Here is a 22732-nt window from a genome sequence, read left to right as displayed (position 1 = left end):
ATATTTTCCTTGCAGAAACAGAGATAAAATCTCCCCCTGCTAACTGAATAGCATTATTATTCAACAGGAGGAGTGGGATATTACCAGTAACTATTCCAGCATGACGTTGCGCGGGTAATGGCCTCCATCAGGAAATAATCACCCCAGGCACAGCATTCATTCACGCCGACGTTACCTTTAAAATAATAAACAGAATGTTTTAATAATCCTTCGCCTTCTTTGTGCTCCAGATTGAGATAGCCGTCGAGCATCCGCTCAATCATTCGCAATGCCAGCGCCTCATAACTTTCGCGATCGGGATGAGTCGCCGGAAGCTGTTTTACCAGCTCCAGCAAGGCGCAGGCGAGAATCGCGCTGGCAGAACTGTCTCTTTCGCTGTTGGGATCGGTCAGCGCCAGATCCCAGTAACAGACCAGGTCTTTCGGCAAACGGTTAATAAAATAGTTTGCCAGCGTCTGGCTCAATTCCAGCAGTTTCTCATCCCCGGTATAGAGGTAGTTCAGCAGAAAACCATACACGCCCCATGCCTGCCCACGCGACCAGCAGGAATCGTCGGAGAACCCCTGATGAGTATTGCCAAAGCGTGGCTCACCGGTGTGAACATCCATATAGTACGTGTGAAACGTCGAGCCGTCCTCGCGCACAATATAGCGTCGCGCCTGCTCAATATGGCTTTTCGCCGCCTGTGCATAGCGCGGGTCGCCCGTTGTCGCGCTGGCCTGATACAACAACGGCAGATTCATATTGCAGTCAATGATCATCCTCCCCTGCTGTTCCGGGTTATCCAGCTCGCCCCACGCCTGAATAATGCCGCACTTGTCGTGATAGCGCTCCATCAACACTTCTGCCGCCTGCTGGGCGATATATATTGCCTCCCGGTTATCGGTCAATTTGCTGGCAGCCACGCAGGAAAGGCTGTACAGAAACCCGAGGTCATGGTGGTTAGTGTGGTCGCGCTTTGCGATACGTTCGCCAAAGGAGCGGACATGCTGCCCGGCTAACGCGCGATATGCGGCATTCCCTGTCCACTCCCATGCCAGCCACAGTTGCCCGGTCCAGAAACTGGTCGTCCACTCCTGATTATCGATAATCGGATAGATACCGTTTTTACATGCCGCGTCGGGAAAACGCTGGCCGAAATAAGCGCTGTTACGATCAACAGCCTTCAAAATCACCGGCAACGCATGACGAATTTTCTGCGCGATAGCAGCGCGCTCGCCGCGCTGTAGCGCAACAGGGACAATCGTTTCTTTACGGATAGTTGCAGACATAATTCTCTCGTTTTCTTTACTTTAATGAATGGCTTCTTGCCCGTGGGCAGGGATGGCGGTGTTTTTTTTATGCTGATAGCAGGGAGATAGCGTGATGGCGGAGATCCCGGTAAATATCAGCGCGATGATGCCCATAATCAGATAGGTGTGTTCAAAACCGATCTTCTGGTAGGCATACCCTGCAGGCGGCGCCACCACGATAGAGCCGACGTAAATCATGGCCTGATAACCCAGCAGATACATCGTGGCGTTGACGCGCTTGTCGAAGTGTTCGGCGATATATTTGAAAACCGAGACCAGAATCAGCGCAATTTCAATCCCATACAGCGGTTTCACCAGGCAGATAATCAACGGATCGTTGGTTAACCCGGAGATAATCAAACGCAGGCTGATCACCAGCCCTGTCAGGAGCATCCCCTGTTTGGCGCCGATGCGGTTAATGATGGCGGGCACCAGCATCATGCCGAAGAACTCGGCGGCGGACTGCGCGGTGCTCATATAGCCAAACATGGCGTTTCCTTCCTCTTTGGTACTGAAGAAGGTGACGAAATAGCGAGAGAATTGCTGCTCGGCAATAAACATCATCCATGCCACGCCCGCGATATACAGGGAGAAGGTCCAGAACTTTTTATTGCGCAGCAGCTGGAACACATCGCCAATGACAATCTTCTCTTTCGACAGAACGTTGTTTTCTTCCTGACCAAAGTGATCGACCTTCAGCGTCAGCAGCACCGCAAACATGCACAGCGCGGAAACGGTGCTGATAACAAAGTTGATTTTGGGGGAGATATTGTAGAGATAGCCGGAAAACGACGACGCCGTCGCCCAGCCCAGCGCCGCCCACATGCGGATGCGGCCAAACTCCATGTCATACAGACGGCTGAAACGGTCAACATACGACTCTTCCGCCGCCACGCCCGCATACCAGCCGAGGCTGAAAAACAGCGCGCCGACAATCATTCCGCTGACAAAATGGGTTTGCAGCAGCGGCAGATAGCACCAGATGTAAAACGGCGCCATCAGTGCCGAAACAATACAGACAAAATAGAGCAGGTGTTTTTTCATGCCCATTTTGTCCATGATGTAGCCGTAAACGGGTTTGATAATCACCGCAAAAACGCCGTTAACGGCAAACACCGTGCCGATTTCCACGCCATCCAGCCCGGCTTTATCCCCCAGCCAGATAGCATACAGGCCAAAACTGGCCGCCCAGGTAAAGGTAAACAGAAATACAAACAGACTCAGCTTGATGTAAGCCGAACGTGTCGACTGAACAGGGTTCATCATTATTTTCTCCGCATCAGCGTCAATTATTTTATTTCCAGCGTTTTCGAGTTCAGCGTCAGCACCTGATTGATACGATCGAATGCCATGACCACCGGCGGCGGCAGCGACGGAGACATCGTGGCGTTAACGCTACAGGCCAGCCAGTGAGTGCCCGGCGTGAGCGTCGTGCCGAGACAGGGGATCTCTCCAGGAGAGGCATACAGAATGTTGCTGTTCGGCGGGGTGGTGACGACCCGCGGCTGGCGTTCAGCCAGCAAATCCTCGATCTGACACACGCCGGAAGTGGTACTGAGAGTCAGCCCGTTTTTTGCCATTCGGGTCGTCGTCAGATGATGGCGATTCAGTGCGAATCCGCCTTCCACGCAGTCGAGCGTGCGTGGGGTTACAACGCGATGTAGCCGGAGATGCCCCTGCTCATGCGGAATAAGCCAGGTGGTGACGCTGACATCCGGCCAGGGGCGCCAGACGCTTCGAAGCCACGCTGGCGTCATCTCCACCGCATCGCACTCGCGCCGCCCGCGCCAGTAGCCGTCCTGCTCGCTGAACATCAGCGTTGAATCACAGGCGGCATGGTTCAGACCATACACGCCGCGTTCAAGGGTGAAACCAAAGTGGCTGGAATAGGCGAACTTGCAGTATTTGGCGTCGAAATTGACGAAGTTATTGCGATCGTACTGCCCGGACATCAGCATCCAGACGTGATGGTTATCCTCCGCATGAACAATAAACTGCCCGGCTTCCGCTATCGGGTGAACCGTCTCCAGCGCGGGCAATGGCGCGGGTTCCGCCTGCCAGAACGCACTCTCTTGCGGCAGCGCCAGAATCAGCAATGCCTTACATGCCCAGTACGGCGAACCGGGGCTGTTGTAATCTTCGGTCATCACCAGATTCGGGTATGTGTACCCCAGCGTGAACAAACCATCCGGGCCGATAAACGGTTGGCTCAGCCACCAGTCGACATGCCGCAGGATCAGCCCTTTGATAACCGGTACGCTAAACACATCCAGTCCGGTATATGCCACCGCGCTCCAGAATGCGACCTGTACGAAGCGATAAGTCAGGCTACGGCCAAAGGGGATCGCATTGCCGTCACCGGTAAAGTAATGGATATAATCTTTCGCGAACTGACGCGCGCGCTGACGATAGCGCAGGCAACGTTCGGGATCTGCATCCTGCATAAAGTGGCTGTACAGCAGGCTGTAAAAGTGAAATCCGCTGGAGATGTAGTAGTCGCGCGGCTTACCGGCGCCATCGGCGTACCAGCCGTTGCCAAGCCAGAACGGTTCAATGGCATTCAGATGCTTATCAATCACCATCATGTCGTAATGCCGCCCAACGCACTTAAGCCCCACCTGCACCAGCACCGGGAAGAAATGCCAGTTGTTATCGGGGATCTGAATGTCGGCGCTCTGGCGTAACCAGCGCTCCAGATTGTTTTGCTCGTCGATGGAGAGCGCTGACCAAAGCCCCGTTCCCGGTAACGCCAGCGCCAGGCCAAACGCCGCCATTTCGACGCATCGCTGATCGTTATCCGCCAGAGAACCCCAGTAATCAGGATGTTCGGGATCGCAGCCGTGACGAATACCGTCGATAAACGTCTCGCGAAAATCATCGGCTTCGCCACCGCTCAGTAACGGCGCCAGCAGCCACAGCAGACGGGAGAAACCTTCCATTCCGGCGACATCCGCCGGGTAGTGTGCAGACGTTTCTCCGGCGTCCAGACGCGTGTTCCCTCGCCTCAAATGGGGGACGGCTGACGCCAGCCATTGTTGCGCCAGTCCGACGTATTCTTGCCTTATTCGCATAATGAAACCTCGTTTCATTTGATAAATGTTGGACGCATAATAAGGATTCAGACGGACAGACAAATGTGATAATTGTCGTATTTTCGGACAACGTCGGTGATGAATAACAACATTCATCCTCTTTTAGCGACAAAAATTCGATTAGAGTGATAAAAGTTTAAGTTTATTCACATTGCGGGAGGGGCGGGCAGAAATGCAGCGAATGGAAGACAGCAGTTATCTTGAGAATATCAACCTCAACGATAAGTCGATTTACTTTAACCGCATGAAGAATATGCCTGCCAACTACTACCACTGGCATCAGTGTGTGGAGATCCTGTCAGTTTCTCAGGGAGTTGGCATCGCGCTAATGGAGCACCAGCAGTACACCGTTAAGCCGGGGCGCATTTTTATTTTTCCGCCGGGAAAGCTGCATAAGGTGTTTGTCGAGCAGGACGATCGTAATGTTTATCACCGCACAACGCTGCATTTTAATGGTTCAATTATTGAGCAGTACCTGCGGGATTTTCCGCGTCAGCAAATGTTGCTGCGTCAGCTCTGCGGTCGGGGAGAAAAGGCGCGGGTATTTGATGTCGGCGACGTACAGCCGGTGATTGAAACGCTGCTGAGCCGTTTTGAAACGCTGGTAAAAAGCAAAACGTTCAGCGTCAGCGACAGCGCATTTCTGGTGATGCAGATTATCAGCCTGCTGCCGCATCAGGAGCAGGCGACGGGATACAATACCTTTTCGGTCAGCATTATCCGTTGGATAGAAACTCATTTTCACCAGCGCTGCTCGCTGGACGATATCGCCCGCGAGATGGGCTGCTCGCGCGGACATGCCTCACGCCGCTTTCACGAGGAAACGGGCGGCACCATTCAGGAGTATCTGATGATGCGCCGTATCCGTCAGGCATGTGAATTGCTGTTGCACACCAACAGCTCAGTGCGTGAGATTGCCGAACAGGTCGGTTTCTCCGAGTACGCCTGGTTTATTACCTGTTTTCGCAAGAATATGGGTAAAACGCCGTTGCAATATCGCAAAACGTATTCCCCCGCCTAGTTTCCACGCTGGATGGTCTGGTCTGTAGGCCGGATAAGGCGAAGCCGCCACCCGGCGCGTTGACAGATTACGTCTGGCAGTGTGGACACCAGTAGAACGGGCGCGAGGAGAGCGTCGTTTTCTCAATAATGCCGCCGCAGCGCTCGCAGGCTTCGCCGTCCCGGTGGAACACCTTAAAGCGAAACAGCGCGCCGTGATGCGTGTTCTCATCCGCCTGACCGCGCGTGGTATAAGAAAGACGCGGGATATCGAGCAGCGCATGAGATAACGCCTCCAGCTGTTGGTCACTGAGATCTTTCGCCTTATGCTGCCCCGTCAGCCCTACCTGCCAGAGAATTTCCACACGCAGATAGTTGCCCAGCCCGGCGAGAAACGCCTGATCCAGCAACAGCCCGGAAAACTGACGATTACGAAAACGCGCAGAGAGCAGACGCGCTTTTACATCACTGGGCGTCAGCCGCGGGTCCAGCACGTCCGGCCCGACGCGTTGCAGAAACGGGTGGGTGGCGAGCTGTTCCGGCGTCAACATTTCAATGTCGGACGCGCTGTAAAGCAGAATGGTTTTATCCGCCGTTTGCAGGTTAACGCGTAATACCCGGCTGGTTGCCGGGATGTTCCCCGTCTCCACTACTCGCCATACGCCATACAACTGGTTATGGCTGTAGAGCGTCAGCCCCTGCGAAAAGTGGGTCAGCAACGCTTTCCCCCGCGTTTCGATATGGGTGACCGTCTGCCCAATCAGCGGCGATTCATACGGTTTTAACTGCGAAAAGGCAAACCAGACGTCCGTCAACGGTTTGCCTTTGATCGCCGCCTCCAGGTTATCCGCCGCACGACGGATCTCCGGGCCTTCAGGCATAGTTCTGTCCTTTGTTAGTGAGTTGCTCCGCCTGTTACTGCAATGTCAGTTTCCACATGAAGCGCTGTGACAATGGCGATTTCCAACGCCTGACGCACCGTTTCCGCCGCCATGCTGGGCGCACCAAGATGTGCCGCCGCCTGTTCCGGCAGATAAGGAATATGGATAAATCCACCCTTCACGTCCTGAATATCGCGCAATTTATGCAACAGTCCATACATTACGTGGTTGCAGACAAAAGTGCCTGCGGTCTGAGAGACCGATGCCGGAATCCCCGCTTCGCGCATCGCCGAGACCATCGCTTTGATCGGCAGCGTGCTAAACCAGGCTGCCGGGCCTTCCGCCACGATGGGCTCATCAACTGGCTGCCTGCCGCGATTATCGGGGATACGCGCATCGTCAATATTAATCGCCACGCGCTCCACGGTAATATCCGTGCGCCCTCCGGCCTGCCCTATCGCCAGCACCAGCACCGGGGATAACGCGTCAATCGCCGCATTCAGCACGGTGAGAGAGTCGCCAAAGACGCAAGGGAGCTGGCGGGCCACCACGCGACACCCTGCGATAATAGCATTGTCGAGACGCGAGACCACTTCCCAGGAAGGGTTAACCTGCTCGCCGCCGAAGGGTTCAAACCCGGTGATTAATACCGTCTTCATCCTTCCTCCTTACAGAAACATCAGGAAATACATCAGAAACACGTTAACCAACAGCAGCACAATACCGGTCGGCACCTGCGCTTTGATCACCGCATTTTTATCCGGCAGTTCCAGCAGCGCCGCAGGCACGATATTAAAGTTTGCCGCCATCGGCGTCATCAGCGTTCCGCAGTAGCCGGAGAACATGCCGATTGCCGCCATCACCGCCGGATTCCCGCCATGTTGCAGCACCAGGATTGGAATCCCAATCCCCGCCGTCACAATCGGGAATGCGGCAAAGGCGTTCCCCATCACCATCGTCAGTAGCGCCATACCGATGGTGTAGACCGCCACGGCGATAAAACGGCTATCGACGGCAAGATATTCCTGGGTGAGATACGAAATTCCGCTGCCGACGCCTGCCGCGGTAAATAACAGCCCTAACGTGGCGAGGATCTGCGGCAAAATGAACGCCCAACCGATGGAATCTAGCAGACGACGCGCTTCCTGAATCGGCTGGTGCACCTTCTCATGCGTCATCTTTATCGCCATCCCCAGACCAATCAATGACCCCGCAGTCATGGAAAACAGCGTCACCAGCGTGGCGTGATTGCCCGGCCCGAACAGCGCCTCCTGCAATCCGGGAACATGGTTGAACATAAGCACGCCGATCACCGTGACCACCGGGATCGCCAGCGCCGGATAAAACAGGCGGTTGCCCAGACGACTGGCGCTTTCCTCACGCTGTTCGCGAGTTCGCTGGTGATAGCTTCCGAGCTTCACGCCGCCAAAACCGGCAATCAGCGCCATCACCACCACCGCCCCACCGACGGCGATGTTAACCATGCGTTTGTCGCCCACCAGCTGATAAGTCCAGTCGCCGAGCAGGAACAGTACGCCATAAACGCCCCAGAATAACCCCGTCGTCAGGCGACGCGGGTTGGCTTTGTCCTGCCACGACATGACGGCGACAATCAACAGCACCACACCGGCCAGCCAATAGAGATAACTTTGTTGAAAATTCATTTCGCCTCTCCTTTGCTCATCGCCGCGCTGACTTTCGCCACTTCACGTTGCAGATAATTGTCCAGACGCCACAGGCGCGCGCCGTGAATCAGAAAAGCGCAGATCGCCGTCGGAATCCCCCACAGCGCAATATGCAGCGGCTCGGTCTGAATCCCGCCGGACTCCAGCATGAAGTTGTGCATAAAGATGATGGCGCCAAAAGCCACGAAAATGTCTTCGCCAAAAAACAGTCCGACGTTATCGGTGGCTGCTGACATTGCCCGCAGCCGGTAGCGAACCGTGCCTGGCAGCTCCCCGTGTATTTTCTCTGCCGCCCCTTCCGCCATCGGCGCCAGCAACGGACGCACCATTTGCGGATGGCCGCCGAGACTGGTCAGCCCCAGCGCTGCCGTCGCTTCGCGGACAAACAGATAGACAATCAGCAGACGTCCTGCCGTGGCGCTGCGGATTTTCGCGATCCACGCCTGCGCGCGCTCTTTGAGCCCGTGACGTTCCAGCAGACCGATAACCGCCAGCGGAATCAGCAGAATAAAGGGCAGGTTACGGGTATTGAGGAACCCTTCACCCAGTTTTTCGAGGATCGTGGCGATCGGCATCTGCGCCGCCAGTCCCGTGACGATCCCGGCAATAATGACCACTAATACCGGGTTAAAGCGTAAAAGAAATCCAGCCACAATGACGGCGATACCCATCAGTGGCCAGAGAGAAATTGCGTCTCCCATGATCCGTTCCTGTCAGTCGTGTTGCGTTGTTTTTATTTGCACAGCGCCTCTTCGGGCACTGTGTCAGCCTGGTTATTGGTTATGCCATAATCCTGATACTGCGTTCTTCAAACGCCGCGCGCAAACGACGGGCAAAAGCGAGTGCGTGCTCGCCGTCGCCGTGAATACATACCGTTTGCGCCACAACGTTCGCCCATTCACCGGTAATGCTTTTCACTCTACCGGATTCCACCATGCCCAGCGTTTGCGCCAACGCGTGCTCTTCGTCTTCTACCAGCGCGCCCGGCTGGGTTCGCGGCACCAGGCTGCCGTCAGCCTGATACCCCCGATCGGCAAAAACCTCCTGACGCGTCGTCAGGCCATAATGCTCGCCTGCGCGAATCAGTTCGCTGCCCGCCAGCCCGACCAGAATCAGCGACGGATCGCAGGCATGTACCGCTCTGGCGATGGCATCCGCCAGCTGTGGATCTTTCGCCGCCTGGTTGTACAACATACCGTGCGGTTTGACATGACGCATAACGCCGCCTTCCGCGCGGGCTATCGCCGCCAGCGCGCCGATCTGGTACAGCGTCTGGCCGTAGACGGTTTCCGGCGGTAACGTCATGGCGGTGCGGCCAAAATTTTCCCGGTCAGGGAAACTGGGATGCGCGCCAATCGCTACGCCGTTTTTCAGCGCTTCGCGCACGCTCGCCAGCATGGTTTGTGCATCGCCCGCGTGAAATCCGCAGGCGATGTTGGCGGATGACACCAGTTGCAGTAACGCCGCATCGCTGGCGCACCCTTCTCCTAAGTCTGCGTTAAGATCAATGTTCATCATTAAGTCGCCATGTTAACTGTTCCAGATAACGCTGCTGGTCGTGACGCGCCTTAAGCGCCTCCTCCAGCGTACACTGAACAAAATGGATCGGTTGCCCGAGAGGGATCTGCGCCAGATGATACATATCCGCCTCAATGATGCAGGCGATACGCGGGTAGCCGCCGGTGGTCTGGGCATCGTTCATCAGCACGATCGGCTGACCATTATGCGGCACCTGAATAACGCCCGGCAGCAGCCCGTGCGACAGTAACTCACGTTCGGTGGTACGTTTCAGCGGTTGCCCCTGCAAACGATAGCCCATACGGTTACTTTGCGGGCTAAGCTGCCACGGCGAGCGCCAGAACGCCTCCTGCGAGGCCGCGTCAAACTCCTGGTATTCCGGGCCAGGCAACGCGCGAATCCGGTTCCCCCACAGCAGCTGTTTAACGCCCTGCGGGCCGCTGAACTGGCGTTCTGACCTTCCTGTCGCCAGCCGATCGCCATCTTTTAACAAGCGCCCTTCCAGCCCGCCAATGCCGACCTTCAGGTCGGTACTGCACGACCCCATCACTTCAGGCACGTCAATGCCGCCTGCCACGGCCAGATAGCTGCGCATTCCGTGGAGCGGGCGCTTCAGCGCCAGACGCTGTCCCGCTTTCACCGGCAGCCGCCAGCCGGTCCAGACCGGTTGGTCGTCCAGACGGGCCTCGCACCCGGCGCCGGTCAATGCAAACCAGCCGTCGGATTCAAATTCCACCACCAGTTGGCCGAGCGTAATCTCCAGCGCCGGAGCACTGGCGTCATTCCCCACCAGCAGGTTTGCGATATGCAGCGCCGGTTTGTCCAGCGCGCCGCAATGGCTAATACCGGACTGACGATAGCCGTGTCGTCCCCCATCCTGCACTGAGGTGTACATACCCGCGCGAATAATGTTCAGCATACCCCCTCCTTCTGCGGGACAAAGCGTATGGTGTCGCCCGGACGTAACAGGATGGGCTCATCCCGCTGTGGGTCGAACAGCTTCAGCGGCGTATGGCCGATTAGTTGCCAGCCGCCCGGCGTCGGCAGAGGGTAAATCCCGGTTTGCGGGCCGCCAATCCCCACGGAACCCGCCGGAACAATCAGGCGCGGTTCTGCCCGTCTTGGCGTGTGCAATTGTTCCGGTAAGCCCCCGAGATACGGAAAGCCCGGCTGAAAACCTAAAAACCAGACGACGTACTCTACTGAAGCGTGCAGTTCAACCACCTGCTTTTCGCTTAATCCGCTGTGTTGCGCCACCGCCGCCAGATCCGGGCCGCCCTCACCGCCGTAGGTCACGGGAATTTCGATAAAGCGTGAATCAGGCTCCAGCGCCTCGCTCTCTTCCCACCAGCGCTGCAAACGTTCAATCGCATCCAGCGCCAGCGTCTGCGGCTCGCGCAGGATCACCGTGATATTGTTCATACCCGGAATTGCTTCAACAACATTCGGCATATCGACCAGGCGCTGCGCCAGTCGCCAGATGCGTTTCTGGGATGCCAGCGTGACCGGCGGCTCAAGCTCCAGCACCACCGCCGTTTCACCTAACAGATAACAACGCGCTCGTTGCACTTTCGTCCCTCTCGTGTTTTATGCGTTATGCCGGATTAGGAATATCAATAAAGGTCACATCCAGACTCGTATTTTCAGTCAGCCATTCGCTTAACGCGCGAATACCGCCGCGCTCGGTGGCGTGGTGTCCGGCGGCATAGAAATGCAGCCCCTGTTCGCGGGCGGAGTGAATCGTCTGTTCAGAGACCTCGCCGGTAATAAACGCATCCACGCCAAAGCGCGCGGCGCTGTCGATAAAACTTTGCCCGCCACCGGTACACCAGGCCACACGCTGCACTTTTTCCGGCCCGGTATCGCCGCACCATAACGGTTTACGCCCCAGGCGCGCTTCAATCCACGAGGCCAGTTCCAGCCCCGGCACCGGCATTGATAACTCTCCCCACGGCACCAGCGGCTCGATTTCCCCCATCACGGTAATGCCGAGCAGCGCCGCCAGCTGCACGTTGTTTCCCAGTTCCGGGTGCGCATCCAACGGCAGATGCCAGCCATAGAGGTTAATGTCATTCGCCAGCAGCGTTTTCAGACGGTTGCGTTTCATACCGCGAATGACCGGAGATTCCCCTTTCCAGAAGTAACCATGATGAACGATGACCGCATCAGCCTGCTGGCGTACCGCTTCATCCAGTAAGGCCTGGCTTGCCGTCACGCCGGTCACGATTTTTTGCACCGTCTCTTTGCCTTCAACCTGTAAGCCATTCGGCGCGTAATCGCTGATGGCCGCGCTGTTCAGCTTTTCATTGATCAGTTGTTCCAGTTCGGTGTTTTTCATCATCGCTCCCTTCTTCATATGTGCACTACGTTAAAATAGCGTTCTCCCGTCACTTCGTCGATAGCCATTTCTTCGACACATTGAGAAACAATCACGCCGTTTTAAGACGCAAAATGCTTACCCTTACTCGATCTGATTCATGTATATTTATGCAATCAGACAGCATATTGCAAAAATAATCAGATCTGTATCGAAGTTATAACTTTAAGGAAACACACTCACGCCGCGGATTTCTTTTGCGGTGTGACATCCATCCCGGAATCACAATGAATAAACCATCTTCTCAACCGCGCGCCATTTATTACGTCGTCGCACTGCAAATTTGGGAATACTTCAGCTTTTACGGCATGCGCGCCCTGCTGATTCTCTATCTCACCAACCAGCTAAAATACGACGATAACCATGCGTATGCGCTGTTCAGCGCTTACTGTTCGCTGGTCTATGTCACCCCGATTCTCGGCGGGTATATGGCGGATAAAGTGCTTGGTAATCGCATGGCGGTCATGCTGGGAGCATTTTTGATGGCCGTTGGGCATCTGGTGCTGGGGGCGAGTGAAATCGCGCCGACCTTCCTTTACTTGTCGCTGGCGATCATCGTCTGCGGTTACGGTCTGTTCAAATCCAACATCAGTTGCCTGTTGGGTGAGCTGTATAAACCGGAAGATCCACGCCGCGACGGGGGATTCTCACTGCTGTATGCCGCCGGCAATATCGGCTCGATCGTTGCCCCTATCGCCTGTGGTTATGTTCAGGAAGAGTACAGCTGGGCGATGGGTTTTGCGCTGGCCGCCATCGGCATGATCGCCGGGTTAATTATCTTCCTGTGCGGCAATCGCCATTTCGCCCACACCACTGGGGTAAATAAAGCCGTGCTGCACGCCAGAACGTTTGTTCTGCCCAACTGGTGTTGGCTGCTGGTGCTGTTGGTCGCCGCGCCGCTGCTGATCACGGTGCTGTTCTGGAAAGAATGGTCGGTCTATGCGCTGATTGTCGCCACCGTCATTGGTCTTGCGGTGCTGACAAAAATCTACCGTCAGGCACAGACGCAAAAACAGCGTAAAGAGCTGGGGCTGATTGTGGTTCTCACCTTCTTCAGCATGTTGTTCTGGGCGTTCGCCCAACAGGGCGGCAGCTCCATCAGTTTGTACATCGACCGATTTGTGAACCGTACGATTCTGGGTTACGAAGTACCGACGGCGATGTTCCAGTCAGTGAATGCCTTCGCGGTCATGCTGTGCGGCGTGGTGCTGGCCTGGCTGATTAAGGAGAGTATGGGCGGCAACCGTACCGTGCGGATCTGGGGGAAATTCGCCCTGGGCCTCGGTTTGATGAGCGCCGGATTCTGCATTCTGACCGTAAGCGCCCGGTTATCTGCCGCCTACGGTCACTCTTCTATGCCACTGATGATCTTAGGGTTGGCGGTAATGGGTTTTGCCGAGTTGTTCATCGACCCGGTCGCAATGTCGCAGATTACACGTATTGAGATCCCTGGCGTGACGGGCGTCCTGACCGGCATCTATATGTTGCTCTCCGGCGCGATCGCCAACTATCTGGCTGGCGTCATTGCCGATCAGACCTCGCAGAGCGCGTTTGATGCAAGCGGCGCGATCAACTACGCCATCAATGCCTATATCGATGTGTTCGACCAGATAACCTGGGGAGCGCTGGCCTGCGTGGCGCTGGTACTGTTGATTTGGCTGTATCAGTCACTCAAATTCAGAAACCGCCCGCTGGCGGTTGAGTCCTGAATGACATTACGCCCGGTGGCGCTACGCTTACCGGGCCTACAGTGTGGCACTATCTGTATGCCAGATAAGGCATCGCCGCCATCCGACCGCCACATTCATTACGCCCGGTGGCGCGACGCTTACCGGGCCTACAGTGTGGCACTATCTGTAGGCCGGATAAGGCATCGCCGCCATCCGGCATAACGTATAAAAAAAACCGCCACATTTCTTACGCCCGGTGGCGCAGCGCTTACCGGGCCTACAGTGCGGCACTATCCTGTAGGCCGGATAAGGCATCGCCGCCATCCGGCATAACGTATAAAAAAACCGCCACATTTCTGTTGGCGGTTTTCTCGGACGATGCTGTATATCAGTAGAAATCGCAGGTCACTTTTTCTGCCTGCTCCATCCACACCGGTTTATCGCTGGTTTTCGACCAGACGCGATGCAGATAGCTGTAAAAACGAGCACGGTCTTTCCAGAACAACATGACCGGCAGCGCCAGAACCCCAGCCACAACGGCGAGAGTGCGGCGTAACAAAACAACATGAGCTGGATATTCTTTATAGAGTTCCATACTTTTCTCCCCTTTATCTGGCCGGTAATCATCACCGGTAAAGTCAAATTGGTTATCTGCTGAAAATAGTACCGCTTTGCGTGTAATTTTACTACTCATCCGACCACTTATTTTTGTCTATTTAAGGTTTATTTACATTCGCCCTGTAATTAAGTTACATAAAAGTTAAATTAATACTAATCATTAGTTAAATGATGGTCTTTTCCATTTTTATACTTTTTTTACACCCTACGCGCCGATTTTTGCGAAATCTTTGCAGGCAAAAAATTACCCTCCGCATATCAGAAGAAAAACCACTGGAGGTGCACCGTGAGTGCAGGCGTAATCATCGGCATCATGCTGATTTTCTTACTTTTGGGTTACCTGGTGTATGCCCTGATTAATGCGGAGGCATTCTGATGGCGGCCCAGGGATTTTTACTGACAGCCAGTTTTTTACTGATCCTGTTCGTGCTCGCCCGCCCTTTAGGCGTGGGTCTGGCGCGACTTATCAACGACATTCCCCTGCCAGGCACCGCCAGCGCAGAGCGTCTGCTATGGCGCGGGTTGGGGATACCGACGCAGGAAATGGACTGGAAACAGTATCTGCTGGCCATTCTTACCCTGAATCTGTTGGGTCTGGCAGTGCTGTTTCTGATGCTGCTGGGGCAAAACCTGCTGCCGCTGAACCCGCAGCAGTTGCCTGGTCTTTCCTGGCATCTGGCGCTCAATACGGCCATCAGTTTTGTCACCAATACCAACTGGCAGTCCTACGGCGGGGAAACCACCTTAAGCTACTTCAGCCAGATGGCGGGACTGACCGTACAGAACTTCCTGTCGGCGGCTACCGGTATCGCGGTGATCTTCGCCCTGATCCGCGCCTTTACGCGCCAGAGCATGAATACGCTGGGCAACGCCTGGATGGATTTGGTGCGCATTACGCTGTGGATCTTATTGCCGCTCGCCCTGTTAATCGCCCTGCTTTTCATCCAGCAGGGCGCACTGCAAAACCTGCTGCCCTATCAATCGTTCACCAGTGTTGAAGGTGTGAAACAGCTTTTACCGATGGGGCCGGTAGCTTCACAGGAAGCCATAAAGATGCTCGGCACCAACGGCGGCGGGTTCTTCAACGCCAACTCATCGCATCCGTTTGAAAACCCGAGCGCATTAACCAACATGGTACAGATGCTGGCGATCTTTTTGATTCCCGCCGCGCTTTGCTTTGCCTTTGGCGATGCGTCAGGCGATCGCCGTCAGGGGCAGATGCTGCTGTGGGCGATGTCGATCATTTTCGTAGTCTGCGTCGCCGTGGTGATGTCGGCGGAAGTCCAGGGCAATCCTCATCTGCTGAAGTTTGGCGCCGACAGCAGCCTCAATATGGAAGGCAAAGAGAGCCGCTTTGGCGTGCTGGTCAGCAGCCTGTTCGCCGTCGTGACCACGGCGGCCTCCTGCGGGGCGGTTATCGCTATGCATGACTCCTTTACCGCGCTGGGCGGCATGGTGCCAATGTGGCTGATGCAAATCGGCGAAGTGGTTTTTGGCGGCGTCGGTTCGGGTTTGTACGGCATGCTGTTGTTCGTATTGTTAGCCGTATTTATCGCCGGGCTGATGATTGGCCGCACGCCAGAATATCTGGGTAAAAAAATCGACGTGCGCGAAATGAAAATGACCGCCCTGGCGATTCTGATTACCCCGACGTTGGTATTGCTCGGTACGGCGCTGGCGATGATGACCGAAACCGGCCGCAGCGGAATGCTCAACCCCGGCCCACACGGTTTTAGCGAAGTGCTGTACGCCGTCTCTTCGGCGGCCAACAACAACGGCAGCGCCTTTGCCGGTCTGAACGCCAGCACGCCCTTCTGGAACTGCCTGCTGGCCTTCTGCATGTTTGTCGGTCGCTTCGGGGTGATTATCCCGGTCATGGCAATTGCCGGATCGCTGGTCGGTAAAAAGCGCCAGCCGGCCAGCCCCGGCACACTGCCGACGCACGGCGCGCTGTTTGTCGGCCTGCTGATCGGTACGGTGTTGCTGGTGGGCGCACTGACCTTTATTCCTGCGCTGGCGCTTGGGCCGGTTGCTGAACACCTCTCTTTATATTGAGCGAAGCGGAGTACATGGTGATGAGTCGCAAACAACTGGCGCTGTTCGAACCCTCCCTGGTCGCTCAGGCGCTGATCGAGGCCGTGAAAAAATTAAGCCCACATACCCAGTGGCGCAATCCGGTCATGTTTATTGTCTGGATCGGCAGTCTGCTGACGACCCTTATCACGGTGGCGATGGCAACCGGGCAGATGCCAGGTAATCCCCGGTTTACTGGCGCGATAAGCCTCTGGCTGTGGGTTACCGTCCTGTTCGCTAACGTTGCCGAAGCGCTGGCGGAAGGTCGCAGCAAAGCGCAGGCCAGCAGTCTGAAAGGGGTGAAGAAAACGGCATTTGCCCGCAAACTGCGTGAACCAAAGTATGGCGCGCAGACGGATCGCCTCCCTGCCGATGAGCTGCGTAAAGGGGATATAGTCCTGGTTGAAGCGGGCGATATTATTCCCTGCGACGGCGAGGTCATTGAAGGCGGCGCATCGGTGGACGAAAGCGCCATTACCGGTGAGTCCGCGCCGGTGATTCGTGAATCCGGCGGCGACTTTGCCTCAGTGACCGGCGGAACACGTATTCTCTCCGACTGGCTGGTCATCGAATGCAGCGTGAATCCCGGCGAAACCTTCCTTGACCGGATGATCGCGATGGTGGAAGGCGCGCAGCGCCGTAAAACGCCAAACGAAATCGCGCTGACCATTCTGCTGGTTGCCCTGACTATTGTCTTTTTACTGGCAACCGCCACGCTCTGGCCCTTTTCCGCCTGGGGCGGCCATGCCGTCAGTGTGACGGTGCTGGTCGCCCTGCTGGTTTGCCTGATCCCCACCACTATCGGCGGATTACTTTCGGCGATCGGCGTCGCCGGGATGAGTCGAATGCTGGGAGCAAACGTCATCGCCACCAGCGGGCGGGCGGTGGAAGCCGCAGGCGACGTGGACGTGCTGCTGTTGGATAAAACCGGCACCATCACCCTCGGCAACCGTCAGGCCTCGGACTTTCTGCCCGCTCAGGGCGTAGATGAAAAGACGCTGGCCGACGCAGCGCAACTCTCTTCGCTGGCCGACGAAACGCCGGAAGGCCGCAGCATCGTCATTCTCGCCAAACAGCGTTTTAATCTGCGCGAGCGCGATGTGCAGTCGCGCCATGCCACCTTTGTTCCCTTTACCGCGCAAAGCCGGATGAGCGGCATCAACATTGATAACCGAATGATTCGTAAAGGTTCCGTGGATGCCATTCGCCGCCACGTTGAAGCCAGCGGCGGTCACTTCCCTGCTGACGTGGAGCAAAAAGTGGATAGCGTCGCCCGTCTTGGCGCCACGCCGCTGGTGGTGGTGGAAGGTTCCCGCGTGCTGGGCGTTATCGCGCTGAAAGATATTGTCAAAGGCGGGATTAAGGAACGTTTTGCCCAGTTGCGCAAAATGGGCATCAAAACGGTGATGATCACCGGCGACAACCGCCTGACGGCCGCGGCGATTGCCGCCGAAGCCGGAGTGGATGATTTCCTGGCGGAAGCCACACCAGAAGCCAAGCTGGCGTTGATCCGCCAGTACCAGGCTGAAGGTCGCCTGGTGGCGATGACCGGCGACGGAACCAACGATGCACCGGCGCTGGCGCAGGCTGATGTGGCGGTGGCGATGAACTCCGGTACTCAGGCAGCGAAAGAAGCCGGTAACATGGTGGATCTGGATTCCAACCCGACCAAGCTGATCGAAGTGGTGCATATCGGTAAACAGATGCTGATGACGCGCGGTTCGCTCACCACGTTCAGTATCGCCAATGACGTGGCGAAATATTTCGCCATCATTCCGGCGGCGTTTGCCGCGACGTACCCGCAGTTGAATACGCTGAACATTATGCGTCTGCATTCGCCGGATTCCGCAATCCTCAGCGCGGTGATCTTCAATGCGTTGATTATCGTTTTTCTGATCCCGCTGGCATTGAAAGGGGTGAGCTATAAGCCGCTTTCGGCCTCTGCTATGCTGCGCCGTAACCTGTGGATCTACGGCCTGGGTGGTCTGGTTGTGCCGTTTATCGGCATTAAAGTGATTGATTTACTGCTGACTCTGCTGGGTCTGGTGTGAGGTTTATAATGAGTGGATTACGTCCTGCATTATCAACGCTGGTGTTTCTGACGCTGCTAACCGGCGGCATTTACCCGCTGCTTACCACCGCGCTGGGGCAATGGTGGTTCCCGCATCAGGCTAACGGCTCACTGATTGTTGATGGCAGTCTCGTGCGCGGCTCTGCGCTTATCGGGCAGAATTTTACCGCCGACGGCTATTTTCAGGGACGCCCGTCAGCAACGGCGGAAATACCCTATAATCCCATGGCTTCCGGCGGCAGTAATCTGGCGGTCAGCAACCCGGAGCTGGATAAACAGTTGCAGCAGCGGGTGAAGGCGCTGCGGGCCGCTAACCCGGACGCCAGCACGACGATTCCGGTGGAACTGCTCACCGCCTCCGCCAGCGGGCTGGACAATAACCTGACGCCAGCGGCGGCGGCGTGGCAGATCCCGCGCGTCGCCAAAGCGCGAAATCTCAGCGTTGAAGCCGCGACGCAGTTGGTCGCAGAATATACGCAAAAGCCGCTGGTGAGTTTTATCGGCCAGCCAGTGGTCAATATCGTGGAACTCAATTTAGCGCTGGATAAGCTCTGATGGTTAATGAAGAACCGCTACGCCCTGACCCCGATCGCCTGCTGGAACAGACCGCCGCACCACACCGGGGAAAACTGAAAATCTTCTTCGGCGCCTGCGCAGGCGTCGGGAAAACCTGGGCGATGCTGGCTGAGGCGCAGCGACTGCGGGCGCAAGGGCTGGATATTTTGACGGGTGTCGTGGAAACCCACGGGCGTAAAGAGACCGCCGCGCTGCTGGACGGCCTCAGCATCCTGCCGCTAAAACGGCAGACGCGTCACGGACGCCATCTCAGCGAGTTCGATCTCGACGCGGCGCTGGCCCGTCGCCCGGCGATTATTCTCATGGACGAACTGGCGCACAGTAATGCGCCAGGCTCGCGCCACCCTAAACGCTGGCAGGATATTGAAGAACTGCTGGAAGCGGGTATTGACGTCTTTACCACCGTCAACGTCCAGCACCTGGAAAGCCTCAACGATGTGGTCAGCGGCGTGACCGGCATTCAGGTTCATGAAACCGTACCAGATCCCTTCTTCGATGCCGCCGATGAAGTGGTTCTGGTCGACCTGCCGCCTGACGATCTGCGAGCGCGTCTGAAAGAGGGCAAGGTGTACATTGCCGGTCAGGCTGAACGCGCCATTGAGCACTTCTTTCGCAAAGGCAATTTGATCGCCCTGCGTGAACTGGCGCTGCGCCGCACGGCCGACCGGGTGGACGATCAAATGCGCGCCTGGCGGAGCCACCCGGGCGAAGAGAAAGTGTGGCATACCCGCGACGCCATTCTGCTGTGCATCGGGCACAACACCGGCAGTGAAAAACTGGTGCGTGCCGCCGCGCGGCTGGCTGCCCGCCTCGGCAGCGTCTGGCACGCGGTGTATGTCGAAACCCCGGCGCTGCATCGCCTGCCGGAAAAACAGCGGCGCGCCATCTTGAGCGCCCTGCGTCTGGCACAGGAGCTGGGCGCGGAGACCGCCACGCTTTCCGATCCCGCCGAAGAAAAAGCGGTTGTGCGTTACGCCCGGGAACATAACCTCGGCAAAATTGTGCTGGGTCGTCCGGCAACGCGACGCTGGTGGCGCAGAGATTCGTTTGCCGATCGCCTGGCGAAACAGGCGCCGGATCTCGATCAGGTGGTCGTCGCCCTTGATGATCCCCCGACTCGCCCGTTGAATCAGACACCGGATACCCGTGCCTTCAAAGATAAGTGGCGGGTGCAGATACAGGGCTGCCTGGTCGCGATCGCCCTTTGCGCAGTGACCACCGTCATCGCCGTACAGTGGATGGTCGCCTTTGATGCCGCTAACCTGGTGATGCTGTATCTGCTGGGCGTGGTGATTATCGCTCTGTTTTATGGGCGCTGGCCCTCGGTAGTGGCAACCTTTATTAACGTCGCCAGCTTCGATCTCTTTTTTATTGCTCCTCGCGGCACGCTTGCCGTTTCCGATGTGCAGTATCTGTTGACCTTCGCCGTGATGCTGACGGTGGGGCTGGTGATCGGTAACCTGACGGCGGGCGTGCGCTATCAGGCGCGGGTTGCCCGCTATCGGGAACAGCGCACGCGCCATCTGTACGAGATGTCCAAAGCGCTGGCGGTGGGGCGAAGCAGGCAGGATATCGCCGCCACCAGCGAACAGTTTATCGCCTCCACGTTTCAGGCCCGCAGCCAGGTGTTATTGCCGGATGAAAACGGCACGCTGACGCCGCTGACCCACCAGCAGGGCATAACGCCGTGGGATGACGCCATCGCCCGGTGGAGCTTTGACAAAGGCCAGCCGGCCGGGGCGGGCACGGATACCCTGCCCGGCGTGCCGTATCAAATTTTACCGTTAAAAAGCGCCGATAAAACGCATGGCCTGGTGGTGGTCGAGCCGGGGAATCTTCGCCAGTTGATGATCCCGGAGCAACAGCGGCTACTGGAAACATTCACCTTGCTGGTCGCCAGCGCGCTGGAGCGTCTGACGCTTACCGCCAGTGAAGAGCTGGCCCGACTCGCCAGCGAGCGCGAAAGCATTCGCAATGCCCTGCTCGCCGCCCTCTCCCACGACTTGCGCACGCCGCTGACGGTGCTGTTTGGTCAGGCGGAGATTTTAACCCTGGATTTGGCAAGTGAAGGATCGCCACATGCGCGCCAGGCCAGCGAAATCCGCCAGCACATTCTCAACACCACCCGACTGGTGAATAACCTGCTGGATATGGCGCGCATTCAGTCCGGTGGATTTAATCTTAAAAAAGAGTGGCTGACGCTGGAAGAGGTTGTCGGCAGCGCCCTGCAAATGCTGGAGCCGGGGCTACCCCACCCCATTAACCTGTCGCTGCCAGCGCCGCTGACGCTGGTACACGTTGACGGCCCGCTGTTTGAACGGGTACTGATCAACCTTCTGGAAAACGCCGTCAAATACGCCGGTTCACAGGCGGAGATCGGCATTGATGCCCATATTGAAGACGAACATCTTCAGCTTGACGTCTGGGATAATGGCCCCGGCATTCCTGACGGGCAGGAGAAAAGCATCTTCGACAAATTTGCCCGGGGAAATAAAGAGTCTGCCGTACCGGGCGTTGGGCTGGGGCTGGCTATTTGCCAGGCGATTGTTGAAGTGCACGGTGGAACGATTTCCGCCCACAATCGCCCGCAGGGTGGAGCCTGTTTCCGTGTTACACTCCCGCAGGAAACTGCACCTGAACTTGAAGATTTTCATGAGGATATGTGACCAACGTTCTGATTGTTGAAGACGAACAGGCTATTCGTCGCTTTCTGCGCAGCGCGCTGGAAAGCGACGGGCTGCGCGTATACGAAGCAGAGACGCTAAGCCGTGGGTTGCTGGAAGCCGCCACGCGGAAACCCGATCTCATCATTCTTGATCTTGGCCTGCCTGACGGCGACGGCATCGATTTTATTCGCGACCTGCGACAATGGAGCGCAATTCCGGTGATTGTGCTTTCTGCTCGCAGCGAGGAGAGCGATAAAATCACTGCGCTGGATGCGGGCGCCGATGACTATCTGAGTAAACCCTTCGGCATTGGCGAACTACAGGCGCGCTTACGCGTGGCGCTGCGCCGTCACGCCAGCGGCCCTTCTCCTGACCCCATCGTGCAGTTTTCCAGCATAAAAGTGGACTTAGCAGCACACCTTGTCCACCGTGATGAAGAAGAAATTCACCTGACGCCGATTGAGTTTCGCCTACTGGCCGTGTTGCTGAATAATGCGGGCAAAGTGCTCACCCAGCGCCAGCTGTTGAACCAGGTCTGGGGCCCGAACGCCGTCGAGCACAGTCACTATTTGCGTATTTATATGGGTCACCTGCGACAGAAACTGGAGAAAGATCCCGCCCGCCCCCGCCATTTCATTACCGAAACCGGAATCGGTTATCGTTTTATGCCATGAATGGTTATTCATTTTTTTTTAATTAATTCCTAAATATCATTTTTATCATTAACCACACTGCAAATAATGTATTTTGCAGTGTAAGCTCATTCCTTAAAAAATATAAAAACACAAACCCATAACATATAAACAACAATACGATATCTTATCGTGTGATATGCATAAACAACGACTAAATATTTTAGAAATGATCGTTTTTTATTGATCTTCTTCACAGATCAGGCTCATTTCCTGGATAAAATACCCTCACCTTCCACTTATCCAGTAAAGGTAACCAAAATGGAAAATAATAGCCGTACAATGCCCCATATAAGGCGGACAACTCATATTATGATGTTTGCTCACCGTAACAGCTTCGACTTTCATTTCTTTAATGCCCGTTAGTCTTTCGACTAAGGGCACTCCAGCATACAGGTCTTCCTGACCCCTTGTATCGCAGGCTAACGCCTGTATCTCGTGGTGCTCACACTGCATAACCCTGTTTTACCTGTGACCGGAAAGGTTAGGGTTTATTGCATCTTCTAAAAAGCAATTTACTGA

General features: G+C 56.0%; 21 protein-coding genes. 9 read left to right on the top strand and 12 right to left on the bottom strand.

The genetic code is table 11. The annotated features are described in order from the left end of the window. Nucleotides 1–80: 80 nt before the first annotated feature. Genes OGX75_RS17315 through OGX75_RS17305 form a run of 3 tightly spaced genes read right to left on the bottom strand, consistent with a single transcriptional unit; the run spans nt 81 to nt 4363 of the window. Entirely contained in the window at nt 81–1271 is a 1191-nt protein-coding gene (locus tag OGX75_RS17315) for a glycoside hydrolase family 88 protein (RefSeq protein WP_286451412.1), read from the bottom strand. Nucleotides 1272–1292: 21 nt separating this feature from the next. Next, nucleotides 1293–2558, bottom strand: coding sequence for an oligosaccharide MFS transporter (locus OGX75_RS17310; protein ID WP_012133289.1), 1266 nt, complete (start codon nt 2556–2558; stop codon nt 1293–1295). 23 nt (nt 2559–2581) lie between these two features. Then, the gene (locus tag OGX75_RS17305; RefSeq protein WP_233599462.1) at nt 2582–4363 is read right to left on the bottom strand and encodes a DUF2264 domain-containing protein; all 1782 of its coding nucleotides are present in this window, start codon (nt 4361–4363) and stop codon (nt 2582–2584) included. Between the two features lie 193 nt (nt 4364–4556). On the opposite strand from OGX75_RS17305, the gene OGX75_RS17300 reads away from it, so the two are divergent. Continuing rightward, nucleotides 4557–5405 carry an AraC family transcriptional regulator gene (locus OGX75_RS17300; RefSeq protein WP_058668776.1) on the top strand — a complete coding sequence of 283 codons (849 nt, stop codon included), beginning with the start codon at nt 4557–4559 and terminating at the stop codon, nt 5403–5405. 67 nt (nt 5406–5472) lie between these two features. On the opposite strand, the gene nei is transcribed toward OGX75_RS17300, so the two are convergent. The 8 genes from nei to ybgI all read right to left on the bottom strand — a co-directional run bounded on the left by nei (nt 5473) and on the right by ybgI (nt 11805). Next, a complete protein-coding gene (gene nei, locus OGX75_RS17295) occupies nt 5473–6264 on the bottom strand; it encodes an endonuclease VIII (RefSeq protein ID WP_047458116.1) in 792 nt (263 codons plus the stop codon). A gap of 14 nt (nt 6265–6278) precedes the next feature. Next, the gene (gene pcp, locus OGX75_RS17290; protein ID WP_286451415.1) at nt 6279–6923 is read right to left on the bottom strand and encodes a pyroglutamyl-peptidase I; all 645 of its coding nucleotides are present in this window, start codon (nt 6921–6923) and stop codon (nt 6279–6281) included. A 9-nt stretch (nt 6924–6932) separates the two neighbouring features. Next, on the bottom strand, nt 6933–7928 hold the full coding sequence (locus OGX75_RS17285) for a DUF979 domain-containing protein (RefSeq protein ID WP_012133294.1): 996 nt from the start codon (nt 7926–7928) through the stop codon (nt 6933–6935). Beyond that, a complete protein-coding gene (locus OGX75_RS17280; protein ID WP_012133295.1) occupies nt 7925–8650 on the bottom strand; it encodes a DUF969 domain-containing protein in 726 nt (241 codons plus the stop codon). Before OGX75_RS17280 ends, OGX75_RS17285 begins: the two co-directional genes overlap by 4 nt. Before the next feature lie 79 nt (nt 8651–8729). Continuing rightward, nucleotides 8730–9464: a 5-oxoprolinase subunit PxpA gene (gene pxpA / locus OGX75_RS17275; protein ID WP_049009860.1), complete on the bottom strand. Its 735-nt coding sequence runs from the start codon at nt 9462–9464 to the stop codon at nt 8730–8732. Further along, nucleotides 9454–10386, bottom strand: coding sequence for a 5-oxoprolinase subunit PxpC (pxpC, locus tag OGX75_RS17270; RefSeq protein WP_286451416.1), 933 nt, complete (start codon nt 10384–10386; stop codon nt 9454–9456). The genes pxpA and pxpC overlap by 11 nt, the downstream gene beginning before the upstream one ends. Next, complete coding sequence (gene pxpB / locus OGX75_RS17265; RefSeq protein WP_286451418.1) at nt 10380–11036, bottom strand: 5-oxoprolinase subunit PxpB; 657 nt, start codon at nt 11034–11036, stop codon at nt 10380–10382. The genes pxpC and pxpB overlap by 7 nt, the downstream gene beginning before the upstream one ends. A gap of 25 nt (nt 11037–11061) precedes the next feature. Continuing rightward, a complete protein-coding gene (gene ybgI / locus OGX75_RS17260) occupies nt 11062–11805 on the bottom strand; it encodes a radiation resistance protein YbgI (RefSeq protein WP_024130534.1) in 744 nt (247 codons plus the stop codon). 266 nt (nt 11806–12071) lie between these two features. Here ybgI and OGX75_RS17255 point away from each other — a divergent pair, with 266 nt between their 5' ends. Further along, entirely contained in the window at nt 12072–13553 is a 1482-nt protein-coding gene (locus OGX75_RS17255) for an MFS transporter (RefSeq protein ID WP_286451420.1), read from the top strand. A 349-nt stretch (nt 13554–13902) separates the two neighbouring features. Here the strand turns inward: OGX75_RS17255 and OGX75_RS17250 are convergent, their stop codons facing one another. Continuing rightward, nucleotides 13903–14109: a YbfA family protein gene (locus OGX75_RS17250; protein WP_024130535.1), complete on the bottom strand. Its 207-nt coding sequence runs from the start codon at nt 14107–14109 to the stop codon at nt 13903–13905. A 309-nt stretch (nt 14110–14418) separates the two neighbouring features. Here OGX75_RS17250 and kdpF point away from each other — a divergent pair, with 309 nt between their 5' ends. From kdpF to speFL, 7 genes are all read left to right on the top strand, one after another. Then, entirely contained in the window at nt 14419–14508 is a 90-nt protein-coding gene (kdpF, locus tag OGX75_RS17245) for a K(+)-transporting ATPase subunit F (protein ID WP_047458128.1), read from the top strand. Further along, complete coding sequence (kdpA, locus tag OGX75_RS17240; RefSeq protein ID WP_286451422.1) at nt 14508–16187, top strand: potassium-transporting ATPase subunit KdpA; 1680 nt, start codon at nt 14508–14510, stop codon at nt 16185–16187. The genes kdpF and kdpA overlap by 1 nt, the downstream gene beginning before the upstream one ends. Before the next feature lie 20 nt (nt 16188–16207). Beyond that, nucleotides 16208–18256, top strand: coding sequence for a potassium-transporting ATPase subunit KdpB (gene kdpB / locus OGX75_RS17235; RefSeq protein WP_286451424.1), 2049 nt, complete (start codon nt 16208–16210; stop codon nt 18254–18256). A gap of 8 nt (nt 18257–18264) precedes the next feature. Further along, entirely contained in the window at nt 18265–18831 is a 567-nt protein-coding gene (gene kdpC, locus OGX75_RS17230) for a K(+)-transporting ATPase subunit C (RefSeq protein WP_286451426.1), read from the top strand. Beyond that, nucleotides 18831–21518 carry a two-component system sensor histidine kinase KdpD gene (gene kdpD, locus OGX75_RS17225; RefSeq protein WP_286451427.1) on the top strand — a complete coding sequence of 896 codons (2688 nt, stop codon included), beginning with the start codon at nt 18831–18833 and terminating at the stop codon, nt 21516–21518. Before kdpC ends, kdpD begins: the two co-directional genes overlap by 1 nt. Then, on the top strand, nt 21515–22192 hold the full coding sequence (kdpE, locus tag OGX75_RS17220) for a two-component system response regulator KdpE (RefSeq protein WP_012133308.1): 678 nt from the start codon (nt 21515–21517) through the stop codon (nt 22190–22192). Before kdpD ends, kdpE begins: the two co-directional genes overlap by 4 nt. Before the next feature lie 279 nt (nt 22193–22471). Continuing rightward, complete coding sequence (speFL, locus tag OGX75_RS17215; RefSeq protein ID WP_114149115.1) at nt 22472–22576, top strand: leader peptide SpeFL; 105 nt, start codon at nt 22472–22474, stop codon at nt 22574–22576. Nucleotides 22577–22732: the final 156 nt, after the last annotated feature.

Source organism: Citrobacter sp. CK199 (assembly GCF_030333285.1).
Taxonomy (GTDB): Bacteria; Pseudomonadota; Gammaproteobacteria; order Enterobacterales; family Enterobacteriaceae; genus Citrobacter_B; species Citrobacter_B koseri.
The sequence above is the reverse complement of the archived record's forward strand: the minus strand, read 5'-3'. Positions and strand labels throughout refer to the sequence as shown.

Bases quoted from the DNA above. Each gene is read 5' to 3' on its own strand.
- OGX75_RS17255 (WP_286451420.1), top strand. From the start codon at position 12,072: ATGAATAAACCATCTTCTCAACCGCGCGCCATTTATTACGTCGTCGCA.
- OGX75_RS17315 (WP_286451412.1), bottom strand. From the start codon at position 1,271: ATGTCTGCAACTATCCGTAAAGAAACGATTGTCCCTGTTGCGCTACAG.
- OGX75_RS17250 (WP_024130535.1), bottom strand. From the start codon at position 14,109: ATGGAACTCTATAAAGAATATCCAGCTCATGTTGTTTTGTTACGCCGC.
- OGX75_RS17285 (WP_012133294.1), bottom strand. From the start codon at position 7,928: ATGAATTTTCAACAAAGTTATCTCTATTGGCTGGCCGGTGTGGTGCTG.
- OGX75_RS17280 (WP_012133295.1), bottom strand. From the start codon at position 8,650: ATGGGAGACGCAATTTCTCTCTGGCCACTGATGGGTATCGCCGTCATT.
- OGX75_RS17310 (WP_012133289.1), bottom strand. From the start codon at position 2,558: ATGATGAACCCTGTTCAGTCGACACGTTCGGCTTACATCAAGCTGAGT.
- kdpD (WP_286451427.1), top strand. From the start codon at position 18,831: ATGGTTAATGAAGAACCGCTACGCCCTGACCCCGATCGCCTGCTGGAA.
- pxpC (WP_286451416.1), bottom strand. From the start codon at position 10,386: ATGCTGAACATTATTCGCGCGGGTATGTACACCTCAGTGCAGGATGGG.
- speFL (WP_114149115.1), top strand. From the start codon at position 22,472: ATGGAAAATAATAGCCGTACAATGCCCCATATAAGGCGGACAACTCAT.
- nei (WP_047458116.1), bottom strand. From the start codon at position 6,264: ATGCCTGAAGGCCCGGAGATCCGTCGTGCGGCGGATAACCTGGAGGCG.
- kdpA (WP_286451422.1), top strand. From the start codon at position 14,508: ATGGCGGCCCAGGGATTTTTACTGACAGCCAGTTTTTTACTGATCCTG.
- kdpB (WP_286451424.1), top strand. From the start codon at position 16,208: ATGAGTCGCAAACAACTGGCGCTGTTCGAACCCTCCCTGGTCGCTCAG.
- OGX75_RS17300 (WP_058668776.1), top strand. From the start codon at position 4,557: ATGCAGCGAATGGAAGACAGCAGTTATCTTGAGAATATCAACCTCAAC.
- kdpC (WP_286451426.1), top strand. From the start codon at position 18,265: ATGAGTGGATTACGTCCTGCATTATCAACGCTGGTGTTTCTGACGCTG.
- pxpA (WP_049009860.1), bottom strand. From the start codon at position 9,464: ATGAACATTGATCTTAACGCAGACTTAGGAGAAGGGTGCGCCAGCGAT.
- pcp (WP_286451415.1), bottom strand. From the start codon at position 6,923: ATGAAGACGGTATTAATCACCGGGTTTGAACCCTTCGGCGGCGAGCAG.
- ybgI (WP_024130534.1), bottom strand. From the start codon at position 11,805: ATGAAAAACACCGAACTGGAACAACTGATCAATGAAAAGCTGAACAGC.
- OGX75_RS17305 (WP_233599462.1), bottom strand. From the start codon at position 4,363: ATGCGAATAAGGCAAGAATACGTCGGACTGGCGCAACAATGGCTGGCG.